This is a genomic window from Arthrobacter sp. P1_C12_2, from assembly GCF_056406415.1.
Genome location: NZ_JBFUAF010000006.1, coordinates 127,061 through 152,021 on the forward strand (window position 1 = coordinate 127,061; position 24,961 = coordinate 152,021).

A 24,961-nucleotide genomic window follows, 5' to 3' on the forward strand; every position below is an offset into this window, starting at 1 on the left:
TCGGCGTGGCGATAGAATGGCGGGGCAGGCATTGTGCTATTTCCGCGGACCAGCGGTGAACCAGCATCCCCGGCGCCTGCGCCCCCTGAACCCTAGAGAAAGCCAGTATGCGAGTTCTTGCAGCCATGAGCGGCGGCGTTGATTCCGCCGTTGCCGCCGCCCGCGCCGTCGAGGCGGGGCACGACGTCGTCGGCGTCCACCTCGCGCTGTCCCGGATGCCGGGCACCCTGCGAACCGGCAGCCGCGGCTGCTGCACGATCGAGGACTCCCGTGATGCCTGGCGTGCCTGCGACATCCTCGGGATCCCGTACTACGTCTGGGACTTTTCCGAGCGGTTCAAGGAAGATGTGGTCCAGGACTTTATCGATGAATACGCCGCCGGCCGCACCCCCAATCCCTGCATGCGCTGCAACGAGCGCATCAAGTTCGCCGCCCTGCTGGAAAAAGCCATCGCCCTGGGCTTCGATGCCGTGTGCACCGGCCACTACGCCAAGGTCATCACCGACGCCGACGGCAATCCCGAGCTGCACCGCGCCGCGGACTGGGCCAAGGACCAGAGTTATGTGCTGGGCGTGCTGACCCATGAACAGCTCAAGCACTCGATGTTCCCACTCGCCGAGACGCCGTCCAAGGCCGAGGTCCGCGCGGAGGCCGAGCGCCGCGGCCTCTCCGTGGCGAACAAGCCCGACAGCCACGACATCTGCTTCATTCCGGACGGCGACACCGCCGGCTGGCTCGCCGAGAAGATCGAAATGACCACGGGGGACATCGTGGACGAGTCCGGCGCGAAGGTCGGCGAGCACCCGGGCGCCAACGCCTTCACCGTGGGCCAGCGCCGGGGCCTGAAACTGGGCACCCCGGCCGCGGACGGCAAGCCGCGGTTCGTGCTGGAGATCCGGCCCAAGGAAAACAAGGTGGTGGTGGGCCCGGAGGCGCTGCTCGCCATCGACGAAATCCGCGGCATCAAGGTCTCCTGGGCGGGGCTGCCCATCGCCGAAGTGGCGACCTGCGAGGAGTTCGACTGCTACGCCCAGGTCCGTGCCCACGGCGACCCCGTCCCGGCCCGCGCGCACATGGCCGGGGACGAGCTTGTGGTCACCCTCACCGAGCCGCTGCGCGGTGTGGCCCCCGGCCAGACGGTGGTGCTCTACCAGGGCAGCCGCGTGCTGGGCCAGGCCACCATCGATGCCGCGCGCTCACTGCAACGGGCCGCGCTCTAGCCGCCCGCCGCACCGAATTCAATGAAGGGTCCCGCCACGTGGCGGGACCCTTCGTCGTGTTGCCCCACGGCAGATGGGACCGTGACCCTGCCGAAGATCCGGGCGGAATCCTGAAGAAAATGAGAGAAACCTTCGAATCGTGTAAATTTTGTGTCTCAACTCACAAAATGCAACGTTTCACCGAATGGTTGTCTGGTTGAATCTAGGAATCAGCAAAGCGTGCCGCCCGACGAGTCAGTCGTTTTACTTCGGGCTGCGCTAGAACGCATCGAACAGAAAGTTCACAGATGGCAATGAACAAAAAGGCCTGGCAGAGCGTCATCGCGCTGGCCGGGGTTTCCGCCTTTGCACTGACGGCCTGCACAGGGCCGACCGGCGGCGCTGGCGGGTCATCAGCCGCAGCAAGCGGTCCGATCGCCTACGGCACCACGGACAAGGTCACTGCCTTGGATCCGGCGGGCGCGTATGACAACGGTTCGTTCATGGTGATGAACCAGATCTACTCCTTCCTCCTCAACTCGAAGCCCGGCAGCGCAGATCCCGTGCCGGACCTGGCCGAGTCCGCGTCCTTCACCTCGCCGACCGAGTACACGGTCAAGCTCAAGCCGGGCCTCAAGTGGGCCAACGGCCACACGCTCGACTCCAAGGACGTCAAGTTCTCCTTCGACCGGCAGACCAAGATCAACGATCCCGCCGGTCCCGCAAGCCTGCTGACCAACATCGAAAGCATCACCGCCCCCGATGCCAACACCGTGGTCTTCAAGCTGAAGCAGGCGAACGACCAGACCTTCGCTCAGATCCTCAGCAGCCCCGCCGCGCCGATCGTAGACGATGAAGTCTTCCCGGCCGACAAACTGCTTGACGACGACTCGATCGTCAAGGCCAAGGCCTTCTACGGCCAGTACGTGATCGACACGTACAAGAAGAACGAACTGGTCAGCTTCAAGGCCTTCCCGGACTACCAGGGAGTCCTCGGCAAGCCGGCCAACGACGCCGCCACGATCAAGTACTACGCCGACCCCACCAACATGAAGCTGGACATCCAGCAGGGGAACATCGACGTCGCGAACCGCAGCCTGAGCGCCACCGACGTCGATGACCTGAAGAAGGACTCCAAGGTCAAGGTCAACGTTGGCCCCGGCGGCGAAATCCGCTACATCACGTTCAACTACGACACCATGCCGTTCGGCGCGAAGGCTCCGGATGCAGATCCGGCCAAGGCGCTCGCCGTCCGCCAGGCCATCGCGAACCTCGTTGACCGCCAGTCCATCGCGGACCAGGTCTACAAGGGCACCTACCTGCCGCTGTACTCCAACGTTCCCAGCGGCTTCCTCGGCGCCAACGAATCGTTCAAGGACGCATACGGCGACGCCGGCAAGCCGAGCCTGGACAAGGCCAAGAAGGTCCTGGCCGACGCCGGTGTGACGACCCCCGTCTCTATGAACCTGCAGTACAACCCGGACCATTACGGCAAGTCCTCCGGCGACGAGTACGCCATGATCAAGGACCAGCTGGAGAAGTCCGGTTTGTTCAAGGTCAACCTGCAGTCCACGGAATGGGTCACCTACAGCAAGGCCAGCCGCGCCGATGAATACCCCCTGTTCCAGTTTGGCTGGTTCCCGGACTTCAGCGACGCCGACAACTACCTGACCCCGTTCTTCCCGGAGGGCGGCTTCCTGAAGAACCACTACAACAACCCGACCGTCAACGACCTGATCAGCAAGCAGCTCACCACCGTTGATAAGACTGAACGCGAGTCCACGATCAAGGATGCGCAGAATGCCCTCGCCAAGGACATCTCCACGCTTCCGTTGCTCCAGGGCGCGCAGGTTGCCATTTCCGGCAGCGGTGTCAAGGGTGTCGATTCCACCCTCGATGCCTCCTTCAAGTTCCGTTTGGGAACTATTTCTAAGTAAGGCTGCATCCGTGCTGTCCTGACCAGCCTGCGAGGCGGGGCGCCCTCAAGGCGCCCCGCCTTTGCTGGTCATTGCCGCACCCCGCAGTTCACGCCGGCCCGCCCAAAGCCGCGACAGCACAATCTTAGGTACCAATGACAACATTGACTGAGGCGCCGCTAAACGACGCCGACGGACTCCTTCCGTCCAAGAAAAAATCCTCGGGTGGGGGCTTGGGGACCTACATCCTGGTCCGGTTCTTCCTGATCATTCCGACCATTTTCATTTTGGTGACTTTGGTCTTCTTCCTGATGCGGGTCATCGGCGACCCCATCACCGCAGCCCAGGGCGGCAGGCTTCCCCCGGAGGCGCTCGCGCAGCGCATCCACGACGCCGGCTACGACCGCCCGATCCTCGTGCAGTACCTCGAATACGTTGGCCAGGTGGCGACCGGCAATTTCGGCACCACCATCACCGACCGCCGGCCCGTTGTCGAAATGATCATCACCTTTGGCACGGCAACCCTGGAACTGGCCATCAATGCCCTCATCGTGGCACTGTTGGTCGGCATCCCGCTCGGGCTCATCTCCGCCTACAAGCGCGATAAGGCGCCCGACGCCGTCCTGCGGTTCTTCGCCATCCTCTGCTACGCCACCCCGGTATTCTTCGCCGGCCTGCTGATGAAGCTGGCCTTCTCCGTCTGGCTCGGCTGGCTGCCCGTCGCAGGACGGGCGTCCACCAGGACCGAACTGGCCATGGGAAGCCTGGCCTCACCGACCGGGATCTACTGGCTGGATGCATTGCGCAGCGGCAACATGGCAGCGTATGGCGACGTCGCGGCTCATTCAGTCCTCCCCGCACTCACCCTGGGGCTGCTGACGGCAGGGGTCTTCCTGCGGCTGGTCCGCACCAACGTCATCGGCACACTCGGCAAGGACTACGTCGAGGCCGGCAGGTCCCGTGGCGTTAGTAATTACCGCCTCGTGACCAAGCATGCCTACAAACCGGCCCTCATCCCGATCATCACGGTCATGGGGCTCCAGATTGCCCTCCTGCTAGGCGGCGCCGTCCTCACGGAGTCCACCTTCGAGTGGAAGGGCCTCGGCTACCAGCTGGTGCAATACCTGAACGCCCGCGACTTCGTCGCCGTCCAGGGAATCGTCGTAATGCTGGCGGTCATCGTTGCCGTCACGAACTTTATCGTGGACGTCGTCGCAGCCCTGATCGACCCGCGAGTGAGGTACTAGCCATGAATGCAACGAAAGTAAGCGGGCGCAAGCAGCCCCTCTTCTACCGGCTGCCGGTGATCTCGCATTTCCGCTCGAGCGTCGGGCTGCAGCGCGGCATGCTCGTCACCGGCCTGGTGCTGTCCGTCGTCTTCCTGCTCGTCGCCGTGTTTGCGCCGTGGATTGCGCCCTACGGGTTTGCCCAGCTCAGCGACGCCGCGGGTCCCTTCCCGACACAGCAGCCCCCCAGCCCGGCCCACATCTGGGGCACCACGGTGGGTGGCTATGACGTCTATTCCCGGGTGCTCTGGGGTGCCCAGACGGCCGCGGTGGTCATCATCGTCGCCGTGGCCATGTCGATCTTCCTCGGCGTAGCCCTCGGCCTCGTCAGCGGCTACTTCGGCGGCTGGCTCGACCGGTTGCTCGTGGTGATCGCCGATGCGATCTACGCTTTCCCGTCCCTGCTGCTGGCCATCGTGATGTCAATCGTCATCAGCCACGGCCAGTCCAGTTTCTGGGGAGGCATTGTTGCCTGCTCCATCTCCATCTCGGTGGTGTTCGTCCCGCAGTACTTCCGCGTCATCCGGGCCGAGACCATCCGGCTAAAGGCGGAGCCGTACGTCGAGTCAGCCAAGGTGGTGGGTGCCTCTAGCATTCGCATCATGGGCCGGCACATCTTCAAGAACGCAACCCGAACGCTGCCATTGATTTTCACGTTGAATGCGTCCGAGGCCATCCTGACCCTGGCGGGCCTCGGCTTCCTGGGGTTCGGCATCGAACCGACCTCCGCCGCCGAGTGGGGCTACGACCTGAACAAGGCCATAGCAGACGCCTCCTCGGGCATCTGGTGGACCGGTGTCTATCCCGGTACAGCGATCGTCCTGACCGTGCTTGGGCTGACCCTCGTCGGTGAGAGCATCAACGACCTCAACGATCCCCGCCTGCGGGGCCGCAAGAAGGCTGTGGCAGGCAAGGGTGGACCGGACTCAACCGCCGGTACCCAGGCTGCACTCGAAGCAGAATCGAGAGTTCTATGACCATCAACATCGACAAGCCCGGCGCAGGCGCAGGCCCGGTCCTGGACATCGACCGCCTTAAGGTCACGTTCGCCACTGATGCCGGAGATGTGTATGCCGTCAAGGACGTCAGCCTCACTGTCAACCCCGGCGAGGTCGTGGCCATCGTTGGCGAATCGGGATCCGGCAAAACTGTGACGGCCAAGACCATCCTGGGACTGCTGCCGGAGACGGCCATCAGCCAGGGCGCGGTCCTGATCAACGGCAACAACGTCATCAGCGTCAGCGAGGCGAAACTGCGGGAGATCCGGGGCCGCGATGTGGCCATGGTGTTCCAGGAACCATCCACCGCCCTTAACCCGGTCTTCACCGTGGGCTGGCAGATCGCCGAAGGAATCCGCGCACACGCCGGCTCTGGCGGCCGCAGCAAGGTCTCGGCCAAGGAAGCCAAAGCGCGGGCAATTGAAGCCCTCCGCAAAGTGGGCATCCCGGACCCGGAAACGCGGGTCAACTACTACCCGCACCAGTTCTCGGGCGGCCAGAAACAGCGCGTCGTGATTGCCGCAGCGCTGGCCCTGAACCCTGGCCTCATCGTGGCGGACGAGCCGACGACTGCCCTGGATGTCACCGTGCAGGCCGAGATCCTTGAACTGCTGCGGGACCTGCGCGACAACTACGGAACGTCCATCGTGCTGATTACGCACAATATGGGCGTTGTCGCCGACCTCGCCGACCGCGTCGTGGTCATGTACCAGGGCGACGTTGTGGAGGAGGCATCCTCACGGGTGCTCTTCGCCCAGCCCAAGGAGGACTACACCAAGAAGCTCCTCGCCGCCGTCCCGCACCTGGGCCGCAACTCCGCGTCGGAAGGCATGGTGGAACGCGCCCACCAGGGCGGCAAAGTGCTGGTTGAGGCCAAGAACCTGACCATCGAGTACCCGGGGCGGCTGGGCAGCCCGGCCTTCAAGGCCGTCGACGGCGTCAGCTTCACGGTGTCCGAAGGCGAAGTTTTCGGTCTCGTGGGGGAGTCGGGTTCCGGCAAAACCACCATCGGCCGGGCGATCGCGGGACTCAACCGGACCACGGGCGGCAGCCTGAATGTGCTGGGTTACGAAATGCTGAACTTCAAGGAGCGCACCTTCAAGCCGCTCCGCAAGGAGATCGGCTTCGTGTTCCAGGACCCGGCGGCATCGTTCAACCCGCAGCTGACCATCGGCGACTGCGTGGCGGAACCGCTGATCATCCACTCCAACCCGACCGCGGCCGAGGCGCGCAAGCGGGTCGGCGAGCTGCTCGAGTCCGTGCAGCTGCCGGCGTCGTACGCTGACCGCTTCCCGCACGAACTCTCCGGCGGGCAGCGACAGCGCGCCTCGCTGGCGCGGGCGCTCATCCTGAACCCGAAGCTGCTCATCGCCGACGAGCCGACGTCGGCCCTGGACGTGTCCGTGCAGGCCGTAGTGCTGGAACTGTTCAAGGAGATCCAGCAGGAGTTTGGCTTCGCGTGCCTGTTCATCAGCCACGACCTCGCCGTGGTGGACATGCTCTCCCACTGGGTCGGCGTGCTCTACAAGGGCAAGATGGTGGAGCAGGGCCTCGGCAACCAGGTGATGGGCAACCCGCAGCACGACTACACGAAGAAACTCATCGCCTCGCTGCCTGTTCCGGATCCCGACGAACAGGCCAGGCGCCGGGAGGCGTTCCGGGCCGTGCTCCACAGCTAACTGCCAGGACCGGGCGCCGGCCGGATTCAGCGCGGGCCGATCCAGACCCGGCCCGGACTCCGGCAGGGCCACACCAACATGGGCATGCCCACCGTTCGCCACGAACGGTGGGCATGCCCATTGGTGTCTCCGCGGGCGCCTGCAACGGTGCTTAACAGCGGGAGGCATTGGCCGCCGAGCCCCTAGACTGGGTCAATGACCGAGCAGAACCCTAAACTTCCCGAAACCGATTCCTACGACCCGGCGGCAAGCTCCCTGGCCGGTTCCGTGGATCCCGCGGTCATGGCGGAGCTGCTGTCGATCCGCTCCAGCATTGACAACATCGATGCCACCTTGGTCTTCCTCCTCGCCGAACGCTTCAAAGCCACGCAGAAGGTCGGCTTCCTCAAGGCCGCGCACCAGCTTCCCGCCGGCGACCCGGGCCGCGAAACGGCGCAGATCGCCCGGCTGCGGCACCTCGCAGCCGAGGCCCACCTGGACCCGGCCTTCGCGGAGAAATTCCTGAACTTCATCATCGGCGAGGTCATCCGCCACCACGAAGCCATCGCCGAGGACCACCAGGCCGCCCAGGCCTCCGGCTCCGCTGACGCCGCCCGCGCCGCGGGCGCCTAGCCATGGCCGGAAAAGACTCGCCCGCACCGGGCCAAGTGACCGCTACGGCCCTTGGCCCCTGGCCGGGCGAGGACCCGGCCGAGGCCGCGCGCATCATCCGCGGTGAACTGGGCAGCCCGCACCTGCCGTTCCTCGCCGAACTTCCCGACCGCGGCGTCGGCTCCGATGCCCTGGGCCGGACCGCCTCGTTGCTCGTGGAACTCCCCATCGACGTCCAGCCGCATGGATGGCGGTTCGTGGACCGGCCCGGCAAGGACCTGCAGCGGGCCAAATCGGCCCTGTCCACCGACATCAACATCCTGGCGGACGTGATCGGGGTCGAGGAAGCGCCGTCGGACGATATCAAGATCCAGCTGCGCGGGCCGCTCAGCCTCGCCGCCGGCCTGCATTTGCACAACGGTGAGCGGGCCCTGATCGACTACGGCGCCCGCCGCGAGATTGCGGCATCGCTGGCAGCAGGCGTGGAAGGCTACCTCAAGCGGGTGGCAGCGGCTGCCCCGGGTGCCCGGATCGTGGTCCAGATCGACGAACCGGAAATTGCCTCCGTCCTGGCCGGCACCATTCCCACCTCCAGCGGGTACCGGACCCTGCGCTCGGTGCCTGGCCGGGAGGTCACCGAGTCCTGGCAGCTGGTAATCGATGCGCTCCGGGCAGCAGGCGCCGTCGAAACCGTTGTGGCGGTCTCCGAGGTCGAGGCGCCGTTCGAGCGGATCCTGGCGGCAGGCGCGGACGGAATCGCCGTGCCGCTTCGGGCCCTGACCTCACGCCAGTGGGAACAACTCGCGGGCGCGGTGGAGGCCGGCAAACGGCTCTGGGCCGGCGCGCTGGATATAGCTGATCCCGCTGCGAGGCTGCCCAGGGTTGGCGACGTCGTGGAAAACGTGTGGCGCCCGTGGCGGCAGCTGGGCCTTCCCACGTCCACACTGGGGGCATTGCGGGTCACTCCGTCGGAGGGCCTGGCACGGCACTCACCGGCCACAGCGGCGGCGGTCCTGACCCGGCTGACCCAGGTGGCGGACGGCCTCAACCAGCTCGCCCTCGGCTAACGCAGCACCGGCAGCCGGGGCAGCCCGGGCGGCCGCCGCCGTCGGTGGCCACCGTCAGACCCTGCTTTCCCAGCCGTCCGGGCGGGCGTGCCCCGGCAGGTAGCCCGGGGCCGCAATACCGCCGGGGTAGGGCTCGAGCCGGTAGTCGAAATGGCCGGCGTAGACCAGCACCAGACCGAGCTGGGGCTGGATCACCTTGACCTGGATCCGGTGCCGCCCGCCGTCCTGCGGCTCCCACCACTGCTCGGCATAGGCCTTGGCGTCGAGGGCCGCCGGCAGCGGAATCCGGAGCGGTCCCAGGAACAGCCGGGACGCCTCGGACACACCGCGGAGCCGGCCCTCCGGTGTGACGCTGAGATTGAGGTCGGTGACGAGCCGCCGGAACCGACCCACGTAGTCCACGAGCCCGGACCTGCGCCCGCCGTCATCAAACCCGGCGTCATGAAACCCTGCGTCATCAAAGCTGGTGGTGTCCTGGAACAGCCGGGTGGTTTCCGGGAAGAAGATTTCCCGGCGGGCCGTCAGGCTTGACCTGCCGAACGGGTCCAGGTGGGCGTGGTTCTCGATCCGGAAGCGGACGCCCTCGCCGTATTCGGGGAAGAAGGCCTGCTCGCCGGTGGTGAGCCGCAGCAGGGGACGAAGCCAGGCCTGCCGGCAGCCGACGACGTCGAACACCCCCTCGCCGACGCCGTAGTGGCCGGAGCCCGGTGCCAAAGCAAAGTATTCTTGAAGCTCCGGCTGCAGTCGGGCAAAGTCGCTGCCCAGGGCGCGCTCGTAGATGGGGGTGTTCACGGGTTCCTCCTGCGGTCCGGGCCGGTTCGCTGGCCTGTCCACAGCATGCAGGACCACGCGGCAATTGTCACAGCGTCCCGTGCATCGGCGGGGTTCCGGCGGCGGTGGCAGGCCCGTTTGCACCATGCCGGTGGGCCGCCCGATACGACAAAGCCAATTCAATGGGGGAATATATAACTATGAAGGCACGCATTCTGGTAGTGGATGATGACGAGGCGCTGGCCGAGATGATCGGTATTGTGCTGCGCAATGACGGCTTCGAACCCGTCTTCTGCGCGGACGGCGGACAGGCGCTGGACGTGTTCCGCTCCTCCAAGCCGGACCTCGTCCTGCTCGACCTCATGCTTCCGGGGATGGACGGCATTGAGGTCTGCCGTCAGGTCCGTGCCGAGTCCGACGTCCCGATCGTGATGCTCACGGCCAAGGCGGATACCTCGGATGTGGTCCGCGGCCTCGAGTCCGGAGCCGATGACTATGTGCCGAAGCCGTTCAAGCCCGCCGAGCTCGTCGCCCGGGTCCGGGCCCGGCTCCGCCCGGGTGACCAGAAGGCCCCGGAAACCCTGCGGATCGCCGACGTCACGATCGACGTGGCCGGCCACCTGGTCACCCGCGGCACCGACCGGATCTCCTTGACGCCGCTGGAATTCGACCTCCTCGTCGCCCTGGCCCGCAAGCCGTGGCAGGTGTTCACGCGTGAACTGCTCCTGGAGCAGGTCTGGGGCTACCGGCACGCCGCCGACACCCGGCTGGTCAATGTCCATGTCCAGCGGTTGAGGTCCAAGATCGAACGTGACCCGGAAGCCCCCGAAGTTGTATTGACGGTCCGTGGTGTGGGCTATAAAGCAGGTTCCTGAGCCTGCGGACCGCAGCGTCCGGCAGGCCATAGCGACGGATACGGCGCCGGACATGAGGCCGGCCGAGTCATCCGCGGCGTCATCGCCAGAATCACCGCAAGAGTCACCGCCAGAGACGTCCATGCCCCGCGCGCCCGGAACGCCGCCTGCCGGCGGCGGACCGGGCCCTTGGCGCCGGCTCGCCTTCCGGACCCGGCTGTGGGCCAAACGCGCCAGGATCGTTGGCGTCCGGGTCGGGCGGCTGGTCCGCACCGGGATGCAGCGCCTGTGGCCCGGCATCCTGTACCTGCTCAGGGAGGTGCAGCGGAAGTGGCGGCGTTCGCTGCAGTTCCGGACCGTCCTGACCACGCTGATGCTGGCCATGGGCTCGTTCGCGGTTGTCGGCGCTTACCTGTCCAACCAGATCGCCAACAACCTGTTCCAGGAACGGCTCGCCCAGGCCGAATCGGAGACGCGTTACAACGTCAAGCAGGTCCAGGACACGTTCGACGGCGCCCAGGTCACAGACCAGTCCAGTGTCATCACCCTGGTCTATGACACCCTGAATGCGGTCGAAGGCCGCGGATCCGTGATCCAGCGGCGCTACGTCTTCGAGGCTATGCCGGAGCAGACCAAGCCGCGCAACCGTTGGGTTGAATCCCGGGCCTCGGACCAACTCACCATAGGCGTCATCCCCCCGGAGCTCCGCAAGGCTGTGCAGGACTCGGGCAAGGACCAGTACTGGGCGTCCACCCAGTTCCCCGTGGGGACCGAAGACCGGCCCGGCATCGCCGTCGGCAACAAAGTGACTTTCAACGGCACCGTCTACGAGCTCTACCTCATCTATGACCTCAACACGGCGCAGAAGACGCTGGACGAGATCCAGAATGTCCTGCTGTTCGGTGGCGCCCTGCTGGTGCTCATGATCGGCGGCGTCGCCTGGTATGTCACCCGCAACGTGGTCAGCCCGGTCAGCCATGCCGCCGTCGTCTCCGAGAAGCTCGCCGCCGGCCAGCTGCAGGAGCGCATGGTGGTCAAAGGCGAGGACGAGGTCGCCCGGCTTGGTGCCTCGTTCAACCACATGGCCGCAAGCCTCCAGGAACAAATCACCAAGCTCGCCACGCTCTCCCAGATGCAGCAGCGGTTCGTCTCCGATGTCTCCCACGAGCTCCGCACGCCGCTCACCACGGTTCGCATGGCCGCCGAAGTCCTCTATGACGCCCGCGAGGACTTCGACCCCATCAACAAGCGCTCCGCGGAACTGCTCTACAACCAGGTGGAACGCTTCCAGTCGCTACTGGCAGACCTGCTGGAAATCTCCCGCTTTGACGCCGGCGCCGCCACCCTTGATGCCGAACCGACGGACATTGTGCAGCTCGTCGCGCATGTCATTGAGGGCGTGGCGCCCGTCGCCGCCGAATACGGGTCCGCCGTCACCCTCAACGCCCCGGCGGGCAGCGTCATTGTCGACATGGACGACCGCAGGATCGACCGGATCCTGCGCAACCTGATCCTGAACGCCCTCGAACACGGCGAGGGCCGGCCGGTGAACGTCTCCGTGGCTGCCAGCGACACCGCGGTGGCCGTGGCCGTACGGGATCACGGAATCGGCATGACGCCGGCCGAGGCGGCGCGCGTCTTCGACCGCTTCTGGCGCGCCGATCCAGCCCGGGCCCGCACCACCGGCGGCAGCGGGCTCGGACTGTCCATTGCGGCCGAGGACACCAAGCTCCACGACGGCTGGCTGCAGGCCTGGGGTAGTAAGGGGCACGGGGCGAACTTCCGCCTGACCCTTCCCCTGCGCCGGGACGAGCCGATCACCAAGTCCCCGCTCCAGCTCGAACCGGTCAACGTCGGGCTCCCCGGGGCAGGCCGGCAGCGGACCGTGGTGCTGCTGGATCCGCTGCGGACCGCGGGCCGCGGGACCATCGTCGAGGGTTCCGCGGGCGGGGCCGCAGACGGTTTCAGTGCCGATTTTTCCGGCGATTTTTCTGGCGACGGAGGCAGCGGCGCCGCCGACGGGGCAATCCCGGACGGCGGCTCGGCCGGCCCCCGGGGAACCGGGACGGAGGGCAGGGCATGAGTGGGGTATCGGGCAAGTTCACCCGCGTGGGGGCCGCGCTGCTGGCGCTCGTCCTGCTCCTGTTGACCTCGTGTGCGCAGATTCCGCGCTCGGGGCCGGTGGGCAAGAGCACAGACGAGAGCGCGGGAAACCCCAACGCGCCGGTCTTCTTCCCGGCCGCGCCGCGTCCCGGCGCCGGACCAGAGGCGGTGATCGAAGACTTCTACCTTGCCGGCAGCGGCTACGAGGACGACTACGCCGTGGCCCGGCAGTACCTCACTCAGGGTTCGTCGGTGACGTGGAAGCCGGACCAGCGGGCGCTCGTGTTCCGCAAGGCTACAGTGGTGGCCACCGGCGTCGAAAACGTCTTCAACTACCAGCTCGACCTCGCCTATTCGGTGGACGCCGACGGCGTGGCCACGCAGCTTCCCGAGGGCACCACCGAAAACATCCCCGTCACCGTGACCCAGGTGGACGGCGAGTGGCGAATCTCCGATCTTCCGGACGGCACGGCCATTCCGGAAGAGACCTTCAAAGTCATCTACGGCGCCTACCCGATCTACTTCTACGACCCCACCTTCACCTACGCGGTGCCCGATGTCCGGTGGTTCATCCGGAAGAAGACCGTCAAGGCCATGACGAGCGCCCTCCTGGGCGGACCCGCCCCCTACCTCAAGGGCGCCGTCGTCAGCGCGTTCCCCTCGGGCATCAAGCTGGCCCGTGAGTCCGTGCCCGTGGTCTCCGGCGCCGCGCAGGTGGATCTCACCGCCAAGGACCTGGTCGAGGCCTCCAACGAGGACCGGCTGCGGATGCAGACGCAGCTTGCCCTGACGTTCCGCAGCCAGCCGGACGTGATCAATGTCGAGCTCCGAGCCAATCAGGACCTGGTGCGCGTCGAGGACAACGGCACAGTCTTGCCTCCGGTCCAGGACGAAAGCGTCCCCGCCTACCAGATCGCCGTCAGCAACAATGACCTGGTCCGGTACGAGAACAACAGGCTTTCACCGCTCCCGGACATCCGGTCCGTCGCAGCCCTGTCACCCCGGGCGCCTGCGGAGTCCACCGAGTCGCAGGCCGCCGCGTTCCTCAACGCCGCCCGCACCACGCTGTACTCGATCATTCCCGGCCAGCCCGCCAGGGCACTGACCACGCGGGCTGCGCTGTCCCGGCCTTCGTTCGGCCGGTACGACTGGGTCTGGACCGCCGGGCCGGGTGCTGGCGGCGCCACCGAGGTGGTGGCCTACCGGCCCGCCGGCGTGGCGGAGAACGCCAGCGTACCCACCGTGACCCTCTCGCCGGGATGGCTCTCGGGCCGGACCGTCAAGGAGTTCCGGGTTTCCCGGGACGGCACGCGTGCCCTCGTCATTTCTCAGCAGAACGGCAAGAGCAAAGTCCAGATCACCGGGATCATCCGGAGCGCGGACGGCACCCCGAGGGACCTGACCGCGCCGCTGACCCTCCTGACTGCCGGGGATCCGGACCAAGGCGTCTGGGTGGATGACACCACAGTCGCGGTCATGAAGGCCTCCGCCAGCGATGCCGTCACCCCCGAGTTGTTGTCGCTGACCTCGGCACAGCCGCAGCAGCTGGCGCCGTGGCCCGGGCTGACGTCCCTCAGCGCTGGCAACGGACCATCCGAGGTCTACGGCCAGTCCGCGGAAGGGATCTTTCAGCGGCTGGGCAACGGCTGGTCACCGCAGCTCAAGGGCCCCGTCGACCCGTCGTTCCCCGGCTGACCGACGCGCCCTCGGACGACGGCGGTGGGCCGCCATCGCCGGAACCGGTGACGCCGCCGGCCGGGGTGTTGTCCACATAGCTGCCCGGCGGGCTACTACCGAGGGCGCACCCGGTCCAGGATCGGAGGATGGGCAGCCACACGGGTCAGAACGCCAGCCGGGCGCGGCCGGCTGCGGATCCGGACCTTGCCCCGGCCACAGCCAGAGCAGCGCGACACCGCGGGAGCTACGCGCGGCCGCTGGCGAGGCTGGGCGAGCGGACAGCCGCGGCGGCGGCAGAGGTGCTCGCCTTGGCCATTCCAGTGGACTGCGTCTGCTGCGGGGCGGAGGACTCGGCACTCTGCGGCGCGTGCTCCCGGAAGCTGCGCCTGCTGACGCTCAGGCCGTTCCGGGCAGAGGCCCAGGCGCCGGCCCTGATGGACACGGACGGGTCCGTGCTGCTGCCCGTGGTGGCGGCCGGGGCATACCGTGCCGAGCTGGCGCAGTGCCTGCTGTCCTTCAAAAGCCACGGGCAGGCCCGGCTGGGCGCCGAGCTGGCCCGGTGCCTGGCGCGGGCCCTCCGCGCCGCGGCCGGGCCGGGGCAGGGGCTCGTCCTCGTCCCCGTGCCCACGAGCGCCGCCGCATTCCGCAAGCGGGGTTTCAGTCCCGTCCACCTCCTGCTCCGCGGGCTCGTCCGCGGCAATGAACTCCCAGGGTTCACCGTCGAGGACGCGCTGCGCAAATCCGTGCCGCCCGCGGGGAGCCGGATGCCCCCGGCTTTGCCCCTGTGGGACCGGCTGCGGGCCGGCCGGGTAGGGGACCGCTACCTGTCCGGCGGACAGAAAGGATTGGGCCGGGGTGCCCGCGCCCGGCGCGTACGCGGATCCATGCGGGCCAGGTCCGGGCCGTGGCCTGCGCGGGTCGCGGGACGTCCATGCATCATCGTCGACGACGTGCTGACCACAGGCGCCACCCTGGCGGAGGCGGCCCGTGCGCTCCGGGCCGCAGGGGCCATTGTCAGCGGCGCCGTGGTGGTGGCCGCGACACGCCCGCCGGCCACTTCCGACGTCGACGCCGCCAGCCCCGCGGTGGCGCGGGTGAACGGTGGGACGTAAAAAAATAAACCGTAAAAGGATGAATAACAGGTGTCTATGAACTAACGTCGAAGATGGGTACCAAGAACAGATGTACCTGTCGATAGCGGCTCGGAAAGGGGCTCGACTGTCAAGCAGATCGGCCCCGGGAAGTACCGCCGTCGTGTCACCGAAGTCATTTGGAGGGCACCATGGAGTTCATGATCAGCGGACGCAACTTGACGGTCTCAGACCGGTTCCGCGAATATGCCGACGACAAGATCTCAAAGATCGCGTCGTTGGGAGACAAGGTCCAGAGGGTAGACGCGAAGGTCACCAAAGAGACCAAAGCCCGCCAGACCGCCGAATCGCTCACGGTTGAGCTGACAGTCCTGGGACGCGGCCCCGTAATCCGCGCAGAAGCGAGTGCCGCCGACAAGTTCGCTGCGTTTGATCTCGCTTACAACAAGCTTCTTGAACGCCTGCGCCGGGCCAGGGACCGCAGAAAGGTCCACCACGGCCGGCACACCCCGAAGTCCGTCACCGAAGCGACGGCAGCCCTGGAGCCGGCCAGCCCCAGCGAACCCCTCTACGTGGAGGCGGCGCACCAGCAGGAGAACCAGGTGCCGGCGGCAGAGAGGTCGCCGTATGAGGTCGAGAACGATATTCCGGCCGGCGATTCGCCCGTGCTGATCCGCCGGAAGGTGTTCGCCGCGGCCCAGCTCACCCTCGACGACGCCGTCGACAACATGGAACTCGTGGGTCACGACTTCTACCTTTTCGTGGACAAGGAGACCAAGGCGCCGTCGGTCGTGTACCGCCGTGACGGCTGGACCTACGGGGTCATCTCCCTGGACCAGACGTGCGAGCCCGGACATTCGAGTCTGGAAGATAAAATCCTGGCCTACCGTTCAGAGGATGAGCCCGCCAGCGCATAAGCTGGTGCAGACTTTTCCGACGAAGGGACTAACGTGCAAGCATCGCTGAGCCTGGCACAGGCACGGCGGATCGCGTTGGCAGCCCAGGGACTGGACAAGGAACGGCCCACCGGACCCGTGAGCGCACGGGCGGTGGGCCGTACCTTTGCCCGGCTGCACCTGGTCCAGATCGACTCCGTTAATGTGGTCTCACGCAGCCACTTCCTGCCCTTCTTCTCGCGGCTCGGCAACTACGACCGCACCATCCTGGCGCGCATGGCGGGGACCCGTCCGCGCCGGATGATGGAGTACTGGGCCCACGAAGCCTGCTTCATCCGGCCGGACCACTTCCACGATCTCGTGCAGTGGCAGAACCGCAAATGGGTGGGCGCGCACGCCATGGACCCCGAACTGCGCAACGGGGTGGCGGCCAAGGTGCTGGAGACCCTGGCCGCCGGGAAGCCGATGACCGCCGCCGAACTGACAGCACGGCTCGGCCACGTGGAGGACCAGCAGCGGGACAACTGGGGCTGGAACTGGAACGCCGTCAAAAGGGTGCTGGAACATCTCTTCGAAGAGGGCCTCGTCTCCGCATCCTCGCGGACAGAATCCTTCGAACGGCGCTACACCCTCACCGCCAGGGTGCTCCCCGGACCGGGCGGGGAAGCGGCGGCTGCCGCGCCGGACGCCGCCGCCGCGATGGACCGGCTGATCGACGCCGCGGCCCAGGCCCACGGGATTGGGACCGTGCGTTGCTTCGCCGACTACTTCCGGACACCGCAGAAAGCCGCCGCCGTGGCCGTCCTGAACCTCGTGGACAGCGGCCGGCTGCAGCCGGTCACGGTGACCGGCTGGGACCGGCCCCTGTACCTTCATGCGGAGGCGAAACTGCCGCGCTCAGCCACCGGCCGGGCGCTCCTGAGCCCCTTCGACTCCCTCGTGTTCGAACGCCGGCGGCTCGAGGAGTTGTTCGGGTTCCACTACCGGATCGAGATCTACACGCCCGAACCGAAGCGCAGGTACGGCTACTACGTCCTGCCGTTCCTGCTCCGCGACGCGATCGTCGCGCGGGTCGACCTCAAAGCGGACCGGGCCGGCGGCCGGCTCCTGGCCAGGGCCGCCCATGCGGAACCCGGCGCGCCGGCGGACACCGCCGTCGAACTCGCCGCGGAACTGCAGCTCATGGCAGAGTGGCTGGGACTGGACGGGGTGGTTGTCTCGCCAACGGGGAATCTTGCGCAGGCGCTCGCCGAAGCCGTGGCTGCCCGGTAGACCGCACTATCCGCTGTGAGGGAACAGGCGCCACCGGCCCTGCGTCTCTCCCGTAGACTAAACACGCCAGAATTCGGCAGCTTGAGACTGGGAGCAACTTCACGTGGCATCACTTATCGAAAAACTTCTCCGCACAGGTGACAAAAAAACCCTGCGGCAACTGCGGAACTATGCCGATTCCATAAATGCCCTGGAGAGCTCCTTCCAGACCTTCACGGACGCCGAGCTCCGTGAAGAAACTGACCGTCTGCGCGAACGCCACCAGGCCGGCGAGAAGCTGGACGATCTGCTGCCCGAAGCGTTCGCGGCTGTCCGCGAGGCCTCCTCTCGTACCCTCGGCATGCGCCACTTCGATGTCCAGCTCATGGGCGGCGCCGCCCTGCACCTGGGCAACATCGCCGAAATGAAGACCGGTGAAGGCAAGACCCTGGTGGCCACCGCTCCGGCCTACCTCAACGCCCTCACCGGCAACGGGGTCCACGTCATCACCGTGAACGACTACCTCGCCGAATACCAGTCCGACCTCATGGGCCGCGTCTACCGGTTCCTGGGCCTGAGCAGCGGCTGCATCCTCTCCAACCAGGACCCCGCCGTGCGCCGCGAGCAGTACGCCGCGGACATCACCTACGGCACCAACAACGAATTCGGCTTCGACTACCTGCGCGACAACATGGCGTGGGACAAGTCCGAACTCGTCCAGCGCGGCCACCATTTCGCCATCGTCGACGAAGTGGACTCGATCCTCATCGACGAGGCCCGCACCCCGCTCATCATCTCCGGTCCGGCCCAGGGGGACACCAACCGCTGGTACAGCGAATTCGCCAAGGTCGTCACGCGTCTGCACGCCGAGACCGACTACGAGGTCGATGAGAAGAAGCGCACCGTCGGTGTCCTCGAGGCCGGCATTGAAAAGGTCGAGGACTACCTCGGCATCCACAACCTTTACGAGTCCGCCAACACGCCCCTGATCGGCTTCCTGAACAACGCCATCAAGGCCAAGGAACTGTTCAAGCGCGACAAGGACTACGTCATCCTTGACGGCGAGGTGCTGATCGTCGACGAGCACACCGGCCGCATTCTCGCCGGCCGCCGCTACAACGAGGGCATGCACCAGGCCATCGAAGCCAAGGAAGGCGTCGAGATCAAGGCCGAGAACCAGACGCTCGCCACCGTCACGCTGCAGAACTACTTCCGCATGTACGACAAGCTCGCGGGCATGACCGGTACGGCCGAGACCGAGGCCGCCGAGTTCATGAGCACCTACAAGCTCGGCGTCGTTGCGATCCCCACCAACCGCGACATGACCCGGATGGACCAGGCGGACCTGGTCTACAAGAACGAGACCGTCAAGTTCGACGCCGTCGTCAAGGACATCGCCGAACGCCACGAAAAGGGCCAGCCGGTCCTCGTCGGCACCACCAGCGTCGAGAAGAGCGAATACCTCTCCGGGCTGCTGGCCAAGGAAGGCGTCCGGCACGAGGTCCTGAACGCCAAGAACCATGCCCGTGAAGCGTCCATCGTGGCCCAGGCCGGCCGCAAGGCCGCCGTCACGGTCGCGACCAACATGGCCGGCCGCGGTACCGACATCATGCTCGGCGGCAACGCGGAGTTCACCGCCGTCGCCGAAATGGCCAAGCGCGGGCTGGACCCGGAGGAAAACTCCGAGGAATACGAGGCCGCATGGCCCGAGGCGTTCGAGTCCGCCAAGCAGGCCGTCAAGGACGAGCACGAGGAAGTCCTGAATCTGGGCGGACTCTACGTGCTCGGCACCGAGCGGCACGAGTCCCGCCGCATCGACAACCAGCTCCGCGGCCGTTCCGGACGCCAGGGCGACCCGGGCGAGTCCCGGTTCTACCTCTCGCTGACCGATGACCTGATGCGCCTGTTCAACTCCGGCGCGGCCGAACGGCTCATGAACAGCTCGGTGCCGGACGACGTCGCACTCGAATCCAAGCTCGTCTCGCGCGCCATCGCCTCGGCCCAGGGCCAGGTGGAAGGCCGCAACGCCGAGCAGCGCAAGAACGTGCTGAAGTACGACGACGTCCTGAACCGCCAGCGCGAGGCCATCTATGGTGACCGGCGCCGCATCCTCGAGGGCGATGACCTCCACGAGAAGGTCCAGTACTTCCTGGAAGACACCATCAACGCCTTCATCGACGAAGCCACGGCCGAGGGCACCGGCGATGACTGGGACTTCAACCTCCTGTGGTCCAATCTCAAGACCCTCTACCCCGTGAGCTTCACGCCCCGCGACGTCATTGATGAGGCGGGTGGCAAGTCCCGGATCACGGTTGACTTCCTCCGGGAAGAGATCCTCTCCGATGCGCGTCTGGTGTACCAGGCCAGGGAGCAGGCGATTGGCTCCGAGAGCATGCGCGAACTCGAGCGCCGGGTGGTCCTGTCCGTTATCGGGCGCAAGTGGCAGGAACATCTCTACGAGATGGACTACCTCAAGGAGGGCATCGGGCTGCGCGCCATGGCCCAGCGTGACCCCCTGGTGGAGTACCAGCGCGAGGGCTTCATCATGTTCCAGGCCATGATGGAGGCCATCCGCGAGGAGAGCGTCGGCTTCCTGTTCAACCTCGACGTCGAAGTGACCCCGGCGGAGGACGTCGTGGTGGCGGACGCCGAGGGCCAGCACACGGAACACCACGAGCCGCAGATCCACGCCGCCGGACTCGAAGCGCCGGAGAAGCCGGCGCAGCTGCAGTACACCGCCCCCGGCGAAGACGGTGCGGCCCAGACCCGGATCGAGGCGAAGGTCTCCGGACGTTCGGGAAACCCGGCCAAAGCCGCGGCGCAGGACATCGGCCGACGCACTGCGAAGAAGAAGCGGCGCTAGGCACGACGCCAACGTACGGGAGGACCGGAGCATTTGCTCCGGTCCTCCCGTGTTTGCGCCTCCTTTCCCCTGACAGGCCGGCCCCGTTGCTGCAGGTTCCTGCCGGTTTGTGCCTGCTTCTGCCTGCTTTCTGCCTGCGGCGGCGCCGTTCAGCCGATCTCCAGCACCGTGACGCGCCAGGCCGCCGTGCCGCGCTCCAACCGCAGCGCGACCGCGCGGACCCGTGAGTCCTCGACAACCACCGCGCTGGCCTCATAAACGTCATCCGATACGCGGCAGGCCCGGACGGACCGGACGGACGGGTTGCGGTGCAGCCTGCCCGCCGTTGGCGAGCTCCCGGAGGCAACCCGGCGGGTCAGTGCGGCGCGGTGCTGCAGTGCCGCCAGGCAGCGCGGGTCCAGGCGCCGGGAGAGCTGCTGTGCGGGCCGCGTGCCGGCCAGCACTTCGATCGCTGCCTGGACGGTGCTGCGGGAAATGGCACAAATCTCGCGGGCCTCATCAACAACGCGCAGGGGCGGCGGGGCCGCAGCGGTGTGGATGGCAGGTGGTGTTGCCGTGCCGGACACAACCCGGAGGACGGGGGCGTGCGGGACGGGGGCCGCGGCTGAGCGGATCCCGGTGACTGCGTTCATGACGGTTCCTTTGCTGATGGCTGGGCTGATGCTGGTGGGGGTGGCTGGTGCCGGAGGAACTTCCGACTGGCCTCTGCTGTGGGGCTGGTTGTGCTCCTGGCTGTGGCTCTGGCCGGGGTCCGGCGGGCCCTAGCGTGGCGGCGGGAGGACCAGGACCTGTCCGGGCCGCAGGAAGTGCGGGTTGGCTCCGATAGCTTCGCGGTTGGCCGCATAGAGCCGGGGCCACTCTCTGGCGATGTCGGCGTCGGACGCTGACGGCCCCAGCGCCGCCGCGGCGATGCTCCACAACGAATCACCGGACCGGACCGTGACCTCTCTGCGGGCGCCCTGTGTGTCCTGCGCGCGCGTGTGGCGTGCAGTCAGGGGTCCGGCATCCACGATCGGGCTCAACGGCTTCCACCGCGGATCCACCGCGGATCCCGCGGCCGGTCCTTGCGGCTCCGGAGCCGGTGCCCGCCCGGGCGGCGGTGTCCACAGTGCCGACACGGCCGCGTGGCCGGGCAGGTCCGGACCGGGCCCGCCCGGCGCAGTGGCCGCGGTAGCCAGCGGTGCTGTCAGCAACTGCAACCCGACGGCGGCGAGAACCAGCCGCCGCATGAACGCCGGGCTGAACCGGCCCGTGGCGGCCGCCGCGCGGGTCCTGCCGTGGCGGTCCAGCAATGCCGCCGCGACGGCGATGGCGAGCGACATGACCCACCAGGTGATGACAATCAGCCCGCCGGTATTTGCCACGATCCCCAGCTGGTCCTCGAAGGACAGTGACTGCCGGCGTGCCGAGCCGGACTGCCAGCGCTGAATGAGGAAACTGCCCGTCGCCGCGAGGAAGATCCCCAGCAGCAGGATGGCGGCGGCCATGGCCGCGTCGGCCCGAACCGTTTGCCTGGGCCGGGTCAAGGGCTGGGTCCGGGGTTGCGGTGCTGCTGTCCGGTCCATGGCTGTTTCCTCCGTTCATTGCGAATGTAATTTGATGTTGTTTGATGTCGTTTGATGATGTTTAGGACTCTTTAACGAAGTCTGAACCCATGAAGGTCAGTTTGTCTAGGTGCTGCCCGCGCCTGTGGAATGCGGATGCCCATGGATTGACCGGTGCGGGAGGCGCGCCTACGCTGGCGCCATGCGGTGGGACGCGTTGTTTGAGGACATGGAGGCACAGCTGGCCGCGCGCCAGCGGCTGGATTTTGAGACAGAAATAGCGGAACGTGCACTGGTGGACTCTGCTGGCGTGGAGCTCGCGGACAGGCTCCGCGGGTCCCTCGGGCTCAGTATCCGCGTGCACCTGTCATCAGGGCCGGCGTTCGAGGGAGTGCTGAGCCACGCGGGCAGCGAAGCCCTGGTCCTTGACGAGCCCCAGCACCAGGTGCTCATTCCGTACGCCGCGGCCGTGCACTATGTGGGTCTTTCGCGGATGGCGGTCGCCGAACCGTCAGCGGTCCGCCGGCGGCTCGGTTTGGGCAGCGCCCTCCGGGGCCTCGCCAGGAACCGGGCGCGGGTGACGATATTCGTCGCGCACGGGAGGGCAGAGGCCGGGCTCCACGGCGTCATTGAGATGGTCGGCCGGGATTTCCTGGATCTGGCCGTGACGCGGGAGGGCGAGGAGCGGCCTCCGGTGAACGCCCGACAGGTGGTGGCCATTCCCTTCGGCGCCCTCGCGGGCATCAGATCCGTTGGCGCCGCAGGCGGCTAGTCAGCCCGCGAAGTTCAGCTTCCGGCGGACTTTGCCTTGGCCTCTTCGATCATGCGGCTGGCCTCGGCGTAGCGTTCCTGGATGTACTGCTCGAGCATCTTCTCCTCGACACGCCACTGGCCGCGGCCACCCACCTGGATCGCCTTCAGCTCGCCGCTGCGAACGAGCGCGTAGGCGGCCGGAGAGTTGATCTGGAGCTGCTCGGCAACGTCAGCGAGAGTCAGGAATCGGGGCATGGATCCATTTTGCCACCGTTGAGGCCTGCTGGTGCCGTTATCCACAGTTTGCGCCTGTTTGGCCTTGGATCTTCCACCCGGGCGGCCCGGGCGCAACAATAGGGGTGCCCGGCATCCCGGGAACGGACGGCGACGACAGGGGGAGCGGACGCATGAGTGGAAGCGCGGCAGCCGAAGGGGCCCGTTTGAAAAGGCCGTCCTGGAAGGACCCCCGGCTCCTCGTCGGAATCCTGCTGGTCCTGGCATCTGTGGTGGGCGTGGTCTCCCTGGTCGGTGCCGCGGACCAGACCACGGAAGCGTACGCTGCGCGGGAGCCGATCGCCGTCGGCGAGACGCTGACCACCGACAAGCTGCACCGGGTCAAGGTACGGCTCGGCGAGGTGGAACAGCACTACCTGACGCCGGAGTCCGGTCTGGAGGCCGGCCTCGTGGCCGTGCAGCGGATCGGCAAGGACCAGCTGCTGCCGCGCGAGAGTGTCGGGCAGCTCGACGGGCTGGACCGCAAGCCCGTCGCCGTCACCGTCGAGGAGAACCTTCCGGCCCAGGCCGTGGCGGGCTCCCGCGTGGATGTCTGGGTGGCCTTGCCGGATACCCGCAACGGCTTCAGCGAACCCACGCTGCTCCTCTCGGGCGCCGAAATTGCCCAGGTCACCTCAGGCAGCACAGCACTGGGGTCCTCCCGCTCCACGGTGGTCATGGTGCTCGTCCCGGACGCCCAGATGCCAAAGTTGCTCGGAGCCCAGGCCAACAAAGCAAAGATCGCGGTCGTGTGGAACCCGGGCGGTAGCGCGCGATGAGCATTCCCGTGGTGACGGTGGGGGACTCCCGCGATGACCTGGTCGGCGGATTGGAGCGGCTGCACGGACCTGTGTCGGTCGTCCGGCGGTGCGGCGAGCTGGCAGAACTGCTGGCCGCCTGCCAGAGCGGGCTGGCCCGCGCCGCCGTCGTCGCGGCCGGCAGCGAGGAACTGACGGCCTCGCTGGTTGACCGGCTGTCCGCCGTCGGCGTCGTCGTCATCGCCCTGACCGACAATCCGGAGGAAACGGCCCGCCTGCGGACCATTGGCGTGGCAGCGGAAGCCCGCACCGTTGATGCCGCGGCCCTGGCGGCCCGGATTTCGTCAGCGGTGGCGCAGCTCAGTGGCGCCGGAGAGGCGCCGGGRCTTGCTGCGGGTGACGGCGCCTCCTCCGGCGCCGTCACGGCCACAGGGCAGGTGCCGCGGCCTACCGGGGCGCACGCCGTCACCGGGAGCCCGGGCGCGAAGGGCCGGATCATTGCGGTCTGGGGCCCGGCCGGCGCGCCGGGCCGGACCCTGGTGGCCGCCAACATCGCGGGGGAGCTGGCCGCGGAAGGGCAGTCCGTCCTGCTGGTCGACGCCGACAGTTACGGCGCCAGCGTGGCCGCCCTCCTGGGTCTGCTCGACGAGGCCGCCGGGCTGGCCCAGGCCTGCCGGCTGGCTGACCAGGGGCTGCTCGACGCCGACGCCCTGCTCAGGATCGCCACGACGGTGCCGACCAAGGCCGGGACGATTCGGGTGCTCACCGGGATCACGCGGGCGGACCGCTGGACTGAACTGCGCGCCGCGGCCCTCACGCTCGTGCTGGAGCGGGCCCGGGAGATTGCGGACGTCACCGTGGTGGACACCGGCTTCTGCCTCGAAGCCGATGACGAGCTGGGCTTTGACAGTGGCGCGCCGCGCCGCAACGCCGCGACCCTGAGGAGCCTGGAGCTGGCCGACACGGTCTTCGCCGTCGGGGCTGCCGACTCCATCGGGGTGCCGAGGCTGGTCCGCGGCCTCGCCGAGCTCCAGGCGGCCGTGCCGCAGGCATCGCCCCAAGTGGTGCTGAACAAAGTCAGGACCTCCGCCGTTGGCCGGTCGCCCGAACGCCAGCTGCGGGCCGCTTGGGAGCGCTACGGCCCCTCGGCGCCGTTGTCGGCGTTCCTGCCCTCCGACCCCGCGGCGAGCGACGCCGCCCTCCTGTCCGGGGCACTTTTGCTCGAATCCGCCCCCGAATCCGAGCTGCGGCAGGCGATCGCCACATTGGTTTGTGCACCTGACCAGCGAAATAAGAAATCCTTTGTCTTTTCTTCCACAGCACGTCGCCGGGCAAAGGGTTAGTGTCAACGTAAGGGCCGCAACGAGGCGGCTGTGAACTTCTTTTATGGA

Annotated in this window: 21 protein-coding genes; 17 read left to right on the forward strand and 4 right to left on the reverse strand. The window is 67.1% G+C overall.

What is annotated here, in order from left to right; all coding sequences use genetic code 11:
- Positions 1 to 107: 107 nt before the first annotated feature.
- From mnmA to AC1DZQ_RS08755, 7 genes are all read left to right on the forward strand, one after another.
- Positions 108 to 1,220: a tRNA 2-thiouridine(34) synthase MnmA gene (mnmA, locus tag AC1DZQ_RS08725; protein ID WP_476963142.1), complete on the forward strand. Its 1,113-nt coding sequence runs from the start codon at positions 108 to 110 to the stop codon at positions 1,218 to 1,220.
- Between the two features lie 287 nt (positions 1,221 to 1,507).
- Complete coding sequence (locus AC1DZQ_RS08730; protein ID WP_229993179.1) at positions 1,508 to 3,136, forward strand: ABC transporter substrate-binding protein; 1,629 nt, start codon at positions 1,508 to 1,510, stop codon at positions 3,134 to 3,136.
- A gap of 134 nt (positions 3,137 to 3,270) precedes the next feature.
- Positions 3,271 to 4,362 carry an ABC transporter permease gene (locus AC1DZQ_RS08735; protein WP_476963143.1) on the forward strand — a complete coding sequence of 364 codons (1,092 nt, stop codon included), beginning with the start codon at positions 3,271 to 3,273 and terminating at the stop codon, positions 4,360 to 4,362.
- A 2-nt stretch (positions 4,363 to 4,364) separates the two neighbouring features.
- Positions 4,365 to 5,378 (forward strand): ABC transporter permease, encoded by a 1,014-nt coding sequence (locus tag AC1DZQ_RS08740; RefSeq protein ID WP_476963144.1) that lies wholly within the window; start codon positions 4,365 to 4,367, stop codon positions 5,376 to 5,378.
- Positions 5,375 to 7,078 carry an ABC transporter ATP-binding protein gene (locus AC1DZQ_RS08745; RefSeq protein ID WP_476963145.1) on the forward strand — a complete coding sequence of 568 codons (1,704 nt, stop codon included), beginning with the start codon at positions 5,375 to 5,377 and terminating at the stop codon, positions 7,076 to 7,078. Before AC1DZQ_RS08740 ends, AC1DZQ_RS08745 begins: the two co-directional genes overlap by 4 nt.
- 195 nt (positions 7,079 to 7,273) lie before the next feature.
- The gene (locus AC1DZQ_RS08750; RefSeq protein ID WP_476963146.1) at positions 7,274 to 7,690 is read left to right on the forward strand and encodes a chorismate mutase; all 417 of its coding nucleotides are present in this window, start codon (positions 7,274 to 7,276) and stop codon (positions 7,688 to 7,690) included.
- A gap of 2 nt (positions 7,691 to 7,692) precedes the next feature.
- Positions 7,693 to 8,736: a uroporphyrinogen decarboxylase/cobalamine-independent methonine synthase family protein gene (locus tag AC1DZQ_RS08755; protein WP_476963147.1), complete on the forward strand. Its 1,044-nt coding sequence runs from the start codon at positions 7,693 to 7,695 to the stop codon at positions 8,734 to 8,736.
- Positions 8,737 to 8,790: 54 nt separating this feature from the next.
- On the opposite strand, the gene AC1DZQ_RS08760 is transcribed toward AC1DZQ_RS08755, so the two are convergent.
- Complete coding sequence (locus tag AC1DZQ_RS08760; RefSeq protein ID WP_476963148.1) at positions 8,791 to 9,528, reverse strand: DUF4166 domain-containing protein; 738 nt, start codon at positions 9,526 to 9,528, stop codon at positions 8,791 to 8,793.
- Between the two features lie 179 nt (positions 9,529 to 9,707).
- Between AC1DZQ_RS08760 and mtrA the strand changes: the two genes are divergently transcribed.
- From mtrA to secA, 7 genes are all read left to right on the forward strand, one after another.
- On the forward strand, positions 9,708 to 10,382 hold the full coding sequence (gene mtrA / locus AC1DZQ_RS08765; protein ID WP_476963149.1) for an MtrAB system response regulator MtrA: 675 nt from the start codon (positions 9,708 to 9,710) through the stop codon (positions 10,380 to 10,382).
- A gap of 121 nt (positions 10,383 to 10,503) precedes the next feature.
- Positions 10,504 to 12,444 carry an MtrAB system histidine kinase MtrB gene (gene mtrB / locus AC1DZQ_RS08770; RefSeq protein WP_476963150.1) on the forward strand — a complete coding sequence of 647 codons (1,941 nt, stop codon included), beginning with the start codon at positions 10,504 to 10,506 and terminating at the stop codon, positions 12,442 to 12,444.
- The gene (locus AC1DZQ_RS08775) at positions 12,441 to 14,159 is read left to right on the forward strand and encodes an LpqB family beta-propeller domain-containing protein (RefSeq protein ID WP_476963151.1); all 1,719 of its coding nucleotides are present in this window, start codon (positions 12,441 to 12,443) and stop codon (positions 14,157 to 14,159) included. Before mtrB ends, AC1DZQ_RS08775 begins: the two co-directional genes overlap by 4 nt.
- 128 nt (positions 14,160 to 14,287) lie before the next feature.
- Positions 14,288 to 15,253, forward strand: coding sequence for a ComF family protein (locus tag AC1DZQ_RS08780; protein WP_476963152.1), 966 nt, complete (start codon positions 14,288 to 14,290; stop codon positions 15,251 to 15,253).
- 170 nt (positions 15,254 to 15,423) lie between these two features.
- On the forward strand, positions 15,424 to 16,149 hold the full coding sequence (hpf, locus tag AC1DZQ_RS08785) for a ribosome hibernation-promoting factor, HPF/YfiA family (protein ID WP_476963153.1): 726 nt from the start codon (positions 15,424 to 15,426) through the stop codon (positions 16,147 to 16,149).
- A gap of 33 nt (positions 16,150 to 16,182) precedes the next feature.
- Positions 16,183 to 17,400: a winged helix-turn-helix domain-containing protein gene (locus tag AC1DZQ_RS08790; protein WP_476963154.1), complete on the forward strand. Its 1,218-nt coding sequence runs from the start codon at positions 16,183 to 16,185 to the stop codon at positions 17,398 to 17,400.
- Positions 17,401 to 17,503: 103 nt separating this feature from the next.
- The gene (gene secA, locus AC1DZQ_RS08795; protein ID WP_476963155.1) at positions 17,504 to 20,242 is read left to right on the forward strand and encodes a preprotein translocase subunit SecA; all 2,739 of its coding nucleotides are present in this window, start codon (positions 17,504 to 17,506) and stop codon (positions 20,240 to 20,242) included.
- A gap of 149 nt (positions 20,243 to 20,391) precedes the next feature.
- Here secA and AC1DZQ_RS08800 read toward each other — a convergent pair whose 3' ends face one another.
- Both AC1DZQ_RS08800 and AC1DZQ_RS08805 read right to left on the reverse strand, forming a co-directional pair.
- Positions 20,392 to 20,874, reverse strand: coding sequence for an Rv3235 family protein (locus AC1DZQ_RS08800; protein ID WP_476963156.1), 483 nt, complete (start codon positions 20,872 to 20,874; stop codon positions 20,392 to 20,394).
- Between the two features lie 129 nt (positions 20,875 to 21,003).
- Positions 21,004 to 21,807: a LysM peptidoglycan-binding domain-containing protein gene (locus AC1DZQ_RS08805; RefSeq protein ID WP_476963157.1), complete on the reverse strand. Its 804-nt coding sequence runs from the start codon at positions 21,805 to 21,807 to the stop codon at positions 21,004 to 21,006.
- Positions 21,808 to 21,988: 181 nt separating this feature from the next.
- Between AC1DZQ_RS08805 and AC1DZQ_RS08810 the strand changes: the two genes are divergently transcribed.
- On the forward strand, positions 21,989 to 22,558 hold the full coding sequence (locus AC1DZQ_RS08810; RefSeq protein ID WP_476963158.1) for a hypothetical protein: 570 nt from the start codon (positions 21,989 to 21,991) through the stop codon (positions 22,556 to 22,558).
- A gap of 14 nt (positions 22,559 to 22,572) precedes the next feature.
- On the opposite strand, the gene AC1DZQ_RS08815 is transcribed toward AC1DZQ_RS08810, so the two are convergent.
- On the reverse strand, positions 22,573 to 22,794 hold the full coding sequence (locus tag AC1DZQ_RS08815) for a helix-turn-helix domain-containing protein (protein WP_018775212.1): 222 nt from the start codon (positions 22,792 to 22,794) through the stop codon (positions 22,573 to 22,575).
- A gap of 152 nt (positions 22,795 to 22,946) precedes the next feature.
- Between AC1DZQ_RS08815 and AC1DZQ_RS08820 the strand changes: the two genes are divergently transcribed.
- Positions 22,947 to 23,591, forward strand: coding sequence for a CpaB family protein (locus tag AC1DZQ_RS08820; RefSeq protein ID WP_476963159.1), 645 nt, complete (start codon positions 22,947 to 22,949; stop codon positions 23,589 to 23,591).
- Positions 23,588 to 24,913, forward strand: a complete 1,326-nt coding sequence (locus AC1DZQ_RS08825; RefSeq protein WP_476963160.1) for a CpaE/TadZ family protein — start codon at positions 23,588 to 23,590, stop codon at positions 24,911 to 24,913. The genes AC1DZQ_RS08820 and AC1DZQ_RS08825 overlap by 4 nt, the downstream gene beginning before the upstream one ends.
- Positions 24,914 to 24,961: the final 48 nt, after the last annotated feature.

Bases quoted from the DNA above. Each gene is read 5' to 3' on its own strand.
- mtrB (WP_476963150.1), top strand. From the start codon at position 10,504: ATGCCCCGCGCGCCCGGAACGCCGCCTGCCGGCGGCGGACCGGGCCCT.
- AC1DZQ_RS08735 (WP_476963143.1), top strand. From the start codon at position 3,271: ATGACAACATTGACTGAGGCGCCGCTAAACGACGCCGACGGACTCCTT.
- AC1DZQ_RS08800 (WP_476963156.1), bottom strand. From the start codon at position 20,874: ATGAACGCAGTCACCGGGATCCGCTCAGCCGCGGCCCCCGTCCCGCAC.
- AC1DZQ_RS08815 (WP_018775212.1), bottom strand. From the start codon at position 22,794: ATGCCCCGATTCCTGACTCTCGCTGACGTTGCCGAGCAGCTCCAGATC.
- AC1DZQ_RS08810 (WP_476963158.1), top strand. From the start codon at position 21,989: ATGCGGTGGGACGCGTTGTTTGAGGACATGGAGGCACAGCTGGCCGCG.
- AC1DZQ_RS08820 (WP_476963159.1), top strand. From the start codon at position 22,947: ATGAGTGGAAGCGCGGCAGCCGAAGGGGCCCGTTTGAAAAGGCCGTCC.
- hpf (WP_476963153.1), top strand. From the start codon at position 15,424: ATGGAGTTCATGATCAGCGGACGCAACTTGACGGTCTCAGACCGGTTC.
- mnmA (WP_476963142.1), top strand. From the start codon at position 108: ATGCGAGTTCTTGCAGCCATGAGCGGCGGCGTTGATTCCGCCGTTGCC.
- AC1DZQ_RS08745 (WP_476963145.1), top strand. From the start codon at position 5,375: ATGACCATCAACATCGACAAGCCCGGCGCAGGCGCAGGCCCGGTCCTG.
- mtrA (WP_476963149.1), top strand. From the start codon at position 9,708: ATGAAGGCACGCATTCTGGTAGTGGATGATGACGAGGCGCTGGCCGAG.
- AC1DZQ_RS08730 (WP_229993179.1), top strand. From the start codon at position 1,508: ATGGCAATGAACAAAAAGGCCTGGCAGAGCGTCATCGCGCTGGCCGGG.
- AC1DZQ_RS08775 (WP_476963151.1), top strand. From the start codon at position 12,441: ATGAGTGGGGTATCGGGCAAGTTCACCCGCGTGGGGGCCGCGCTGCTG.
- AC1DZQ_RS08740 (WP_476963144.1), top strand. From the start codon at position 4,365: ATGAATGCAACGAAAGTAAGCGGGCGCAAGCAGCCCCTCTTCTACCGG.
- AC1DZQ_RS08780 (WP_476963152.1), top strand. From the start codon at position 14,288: ATGGGCAGCCACACGGGTCAGAACGCCAGCCGGGCGCGGCCGGCTGCG.
- AC1DZQ_RS08755 (WP_476963147.1), top strand. From the start codon at position 7,693: ATGGCCGGAAAAGACTCGCCCGCACCGGGCCAAGTGACCGCTACGGCC.
- AC1DZQ_RS08750 (WP_476963146.1), top strand. From the start codon at position 7,274: ATGACCGAGCAGAACCCTAAACTTCCCGAAACCGATTCCTACGACCCG.
- AC1DZQ_RS08805 (WP_476963157.1), bottom strand. From the start codon at position 21,807: ATGGACCGGACAGCAGCACCGCAACCCCGGACCCAGCCCTTGACCCGG.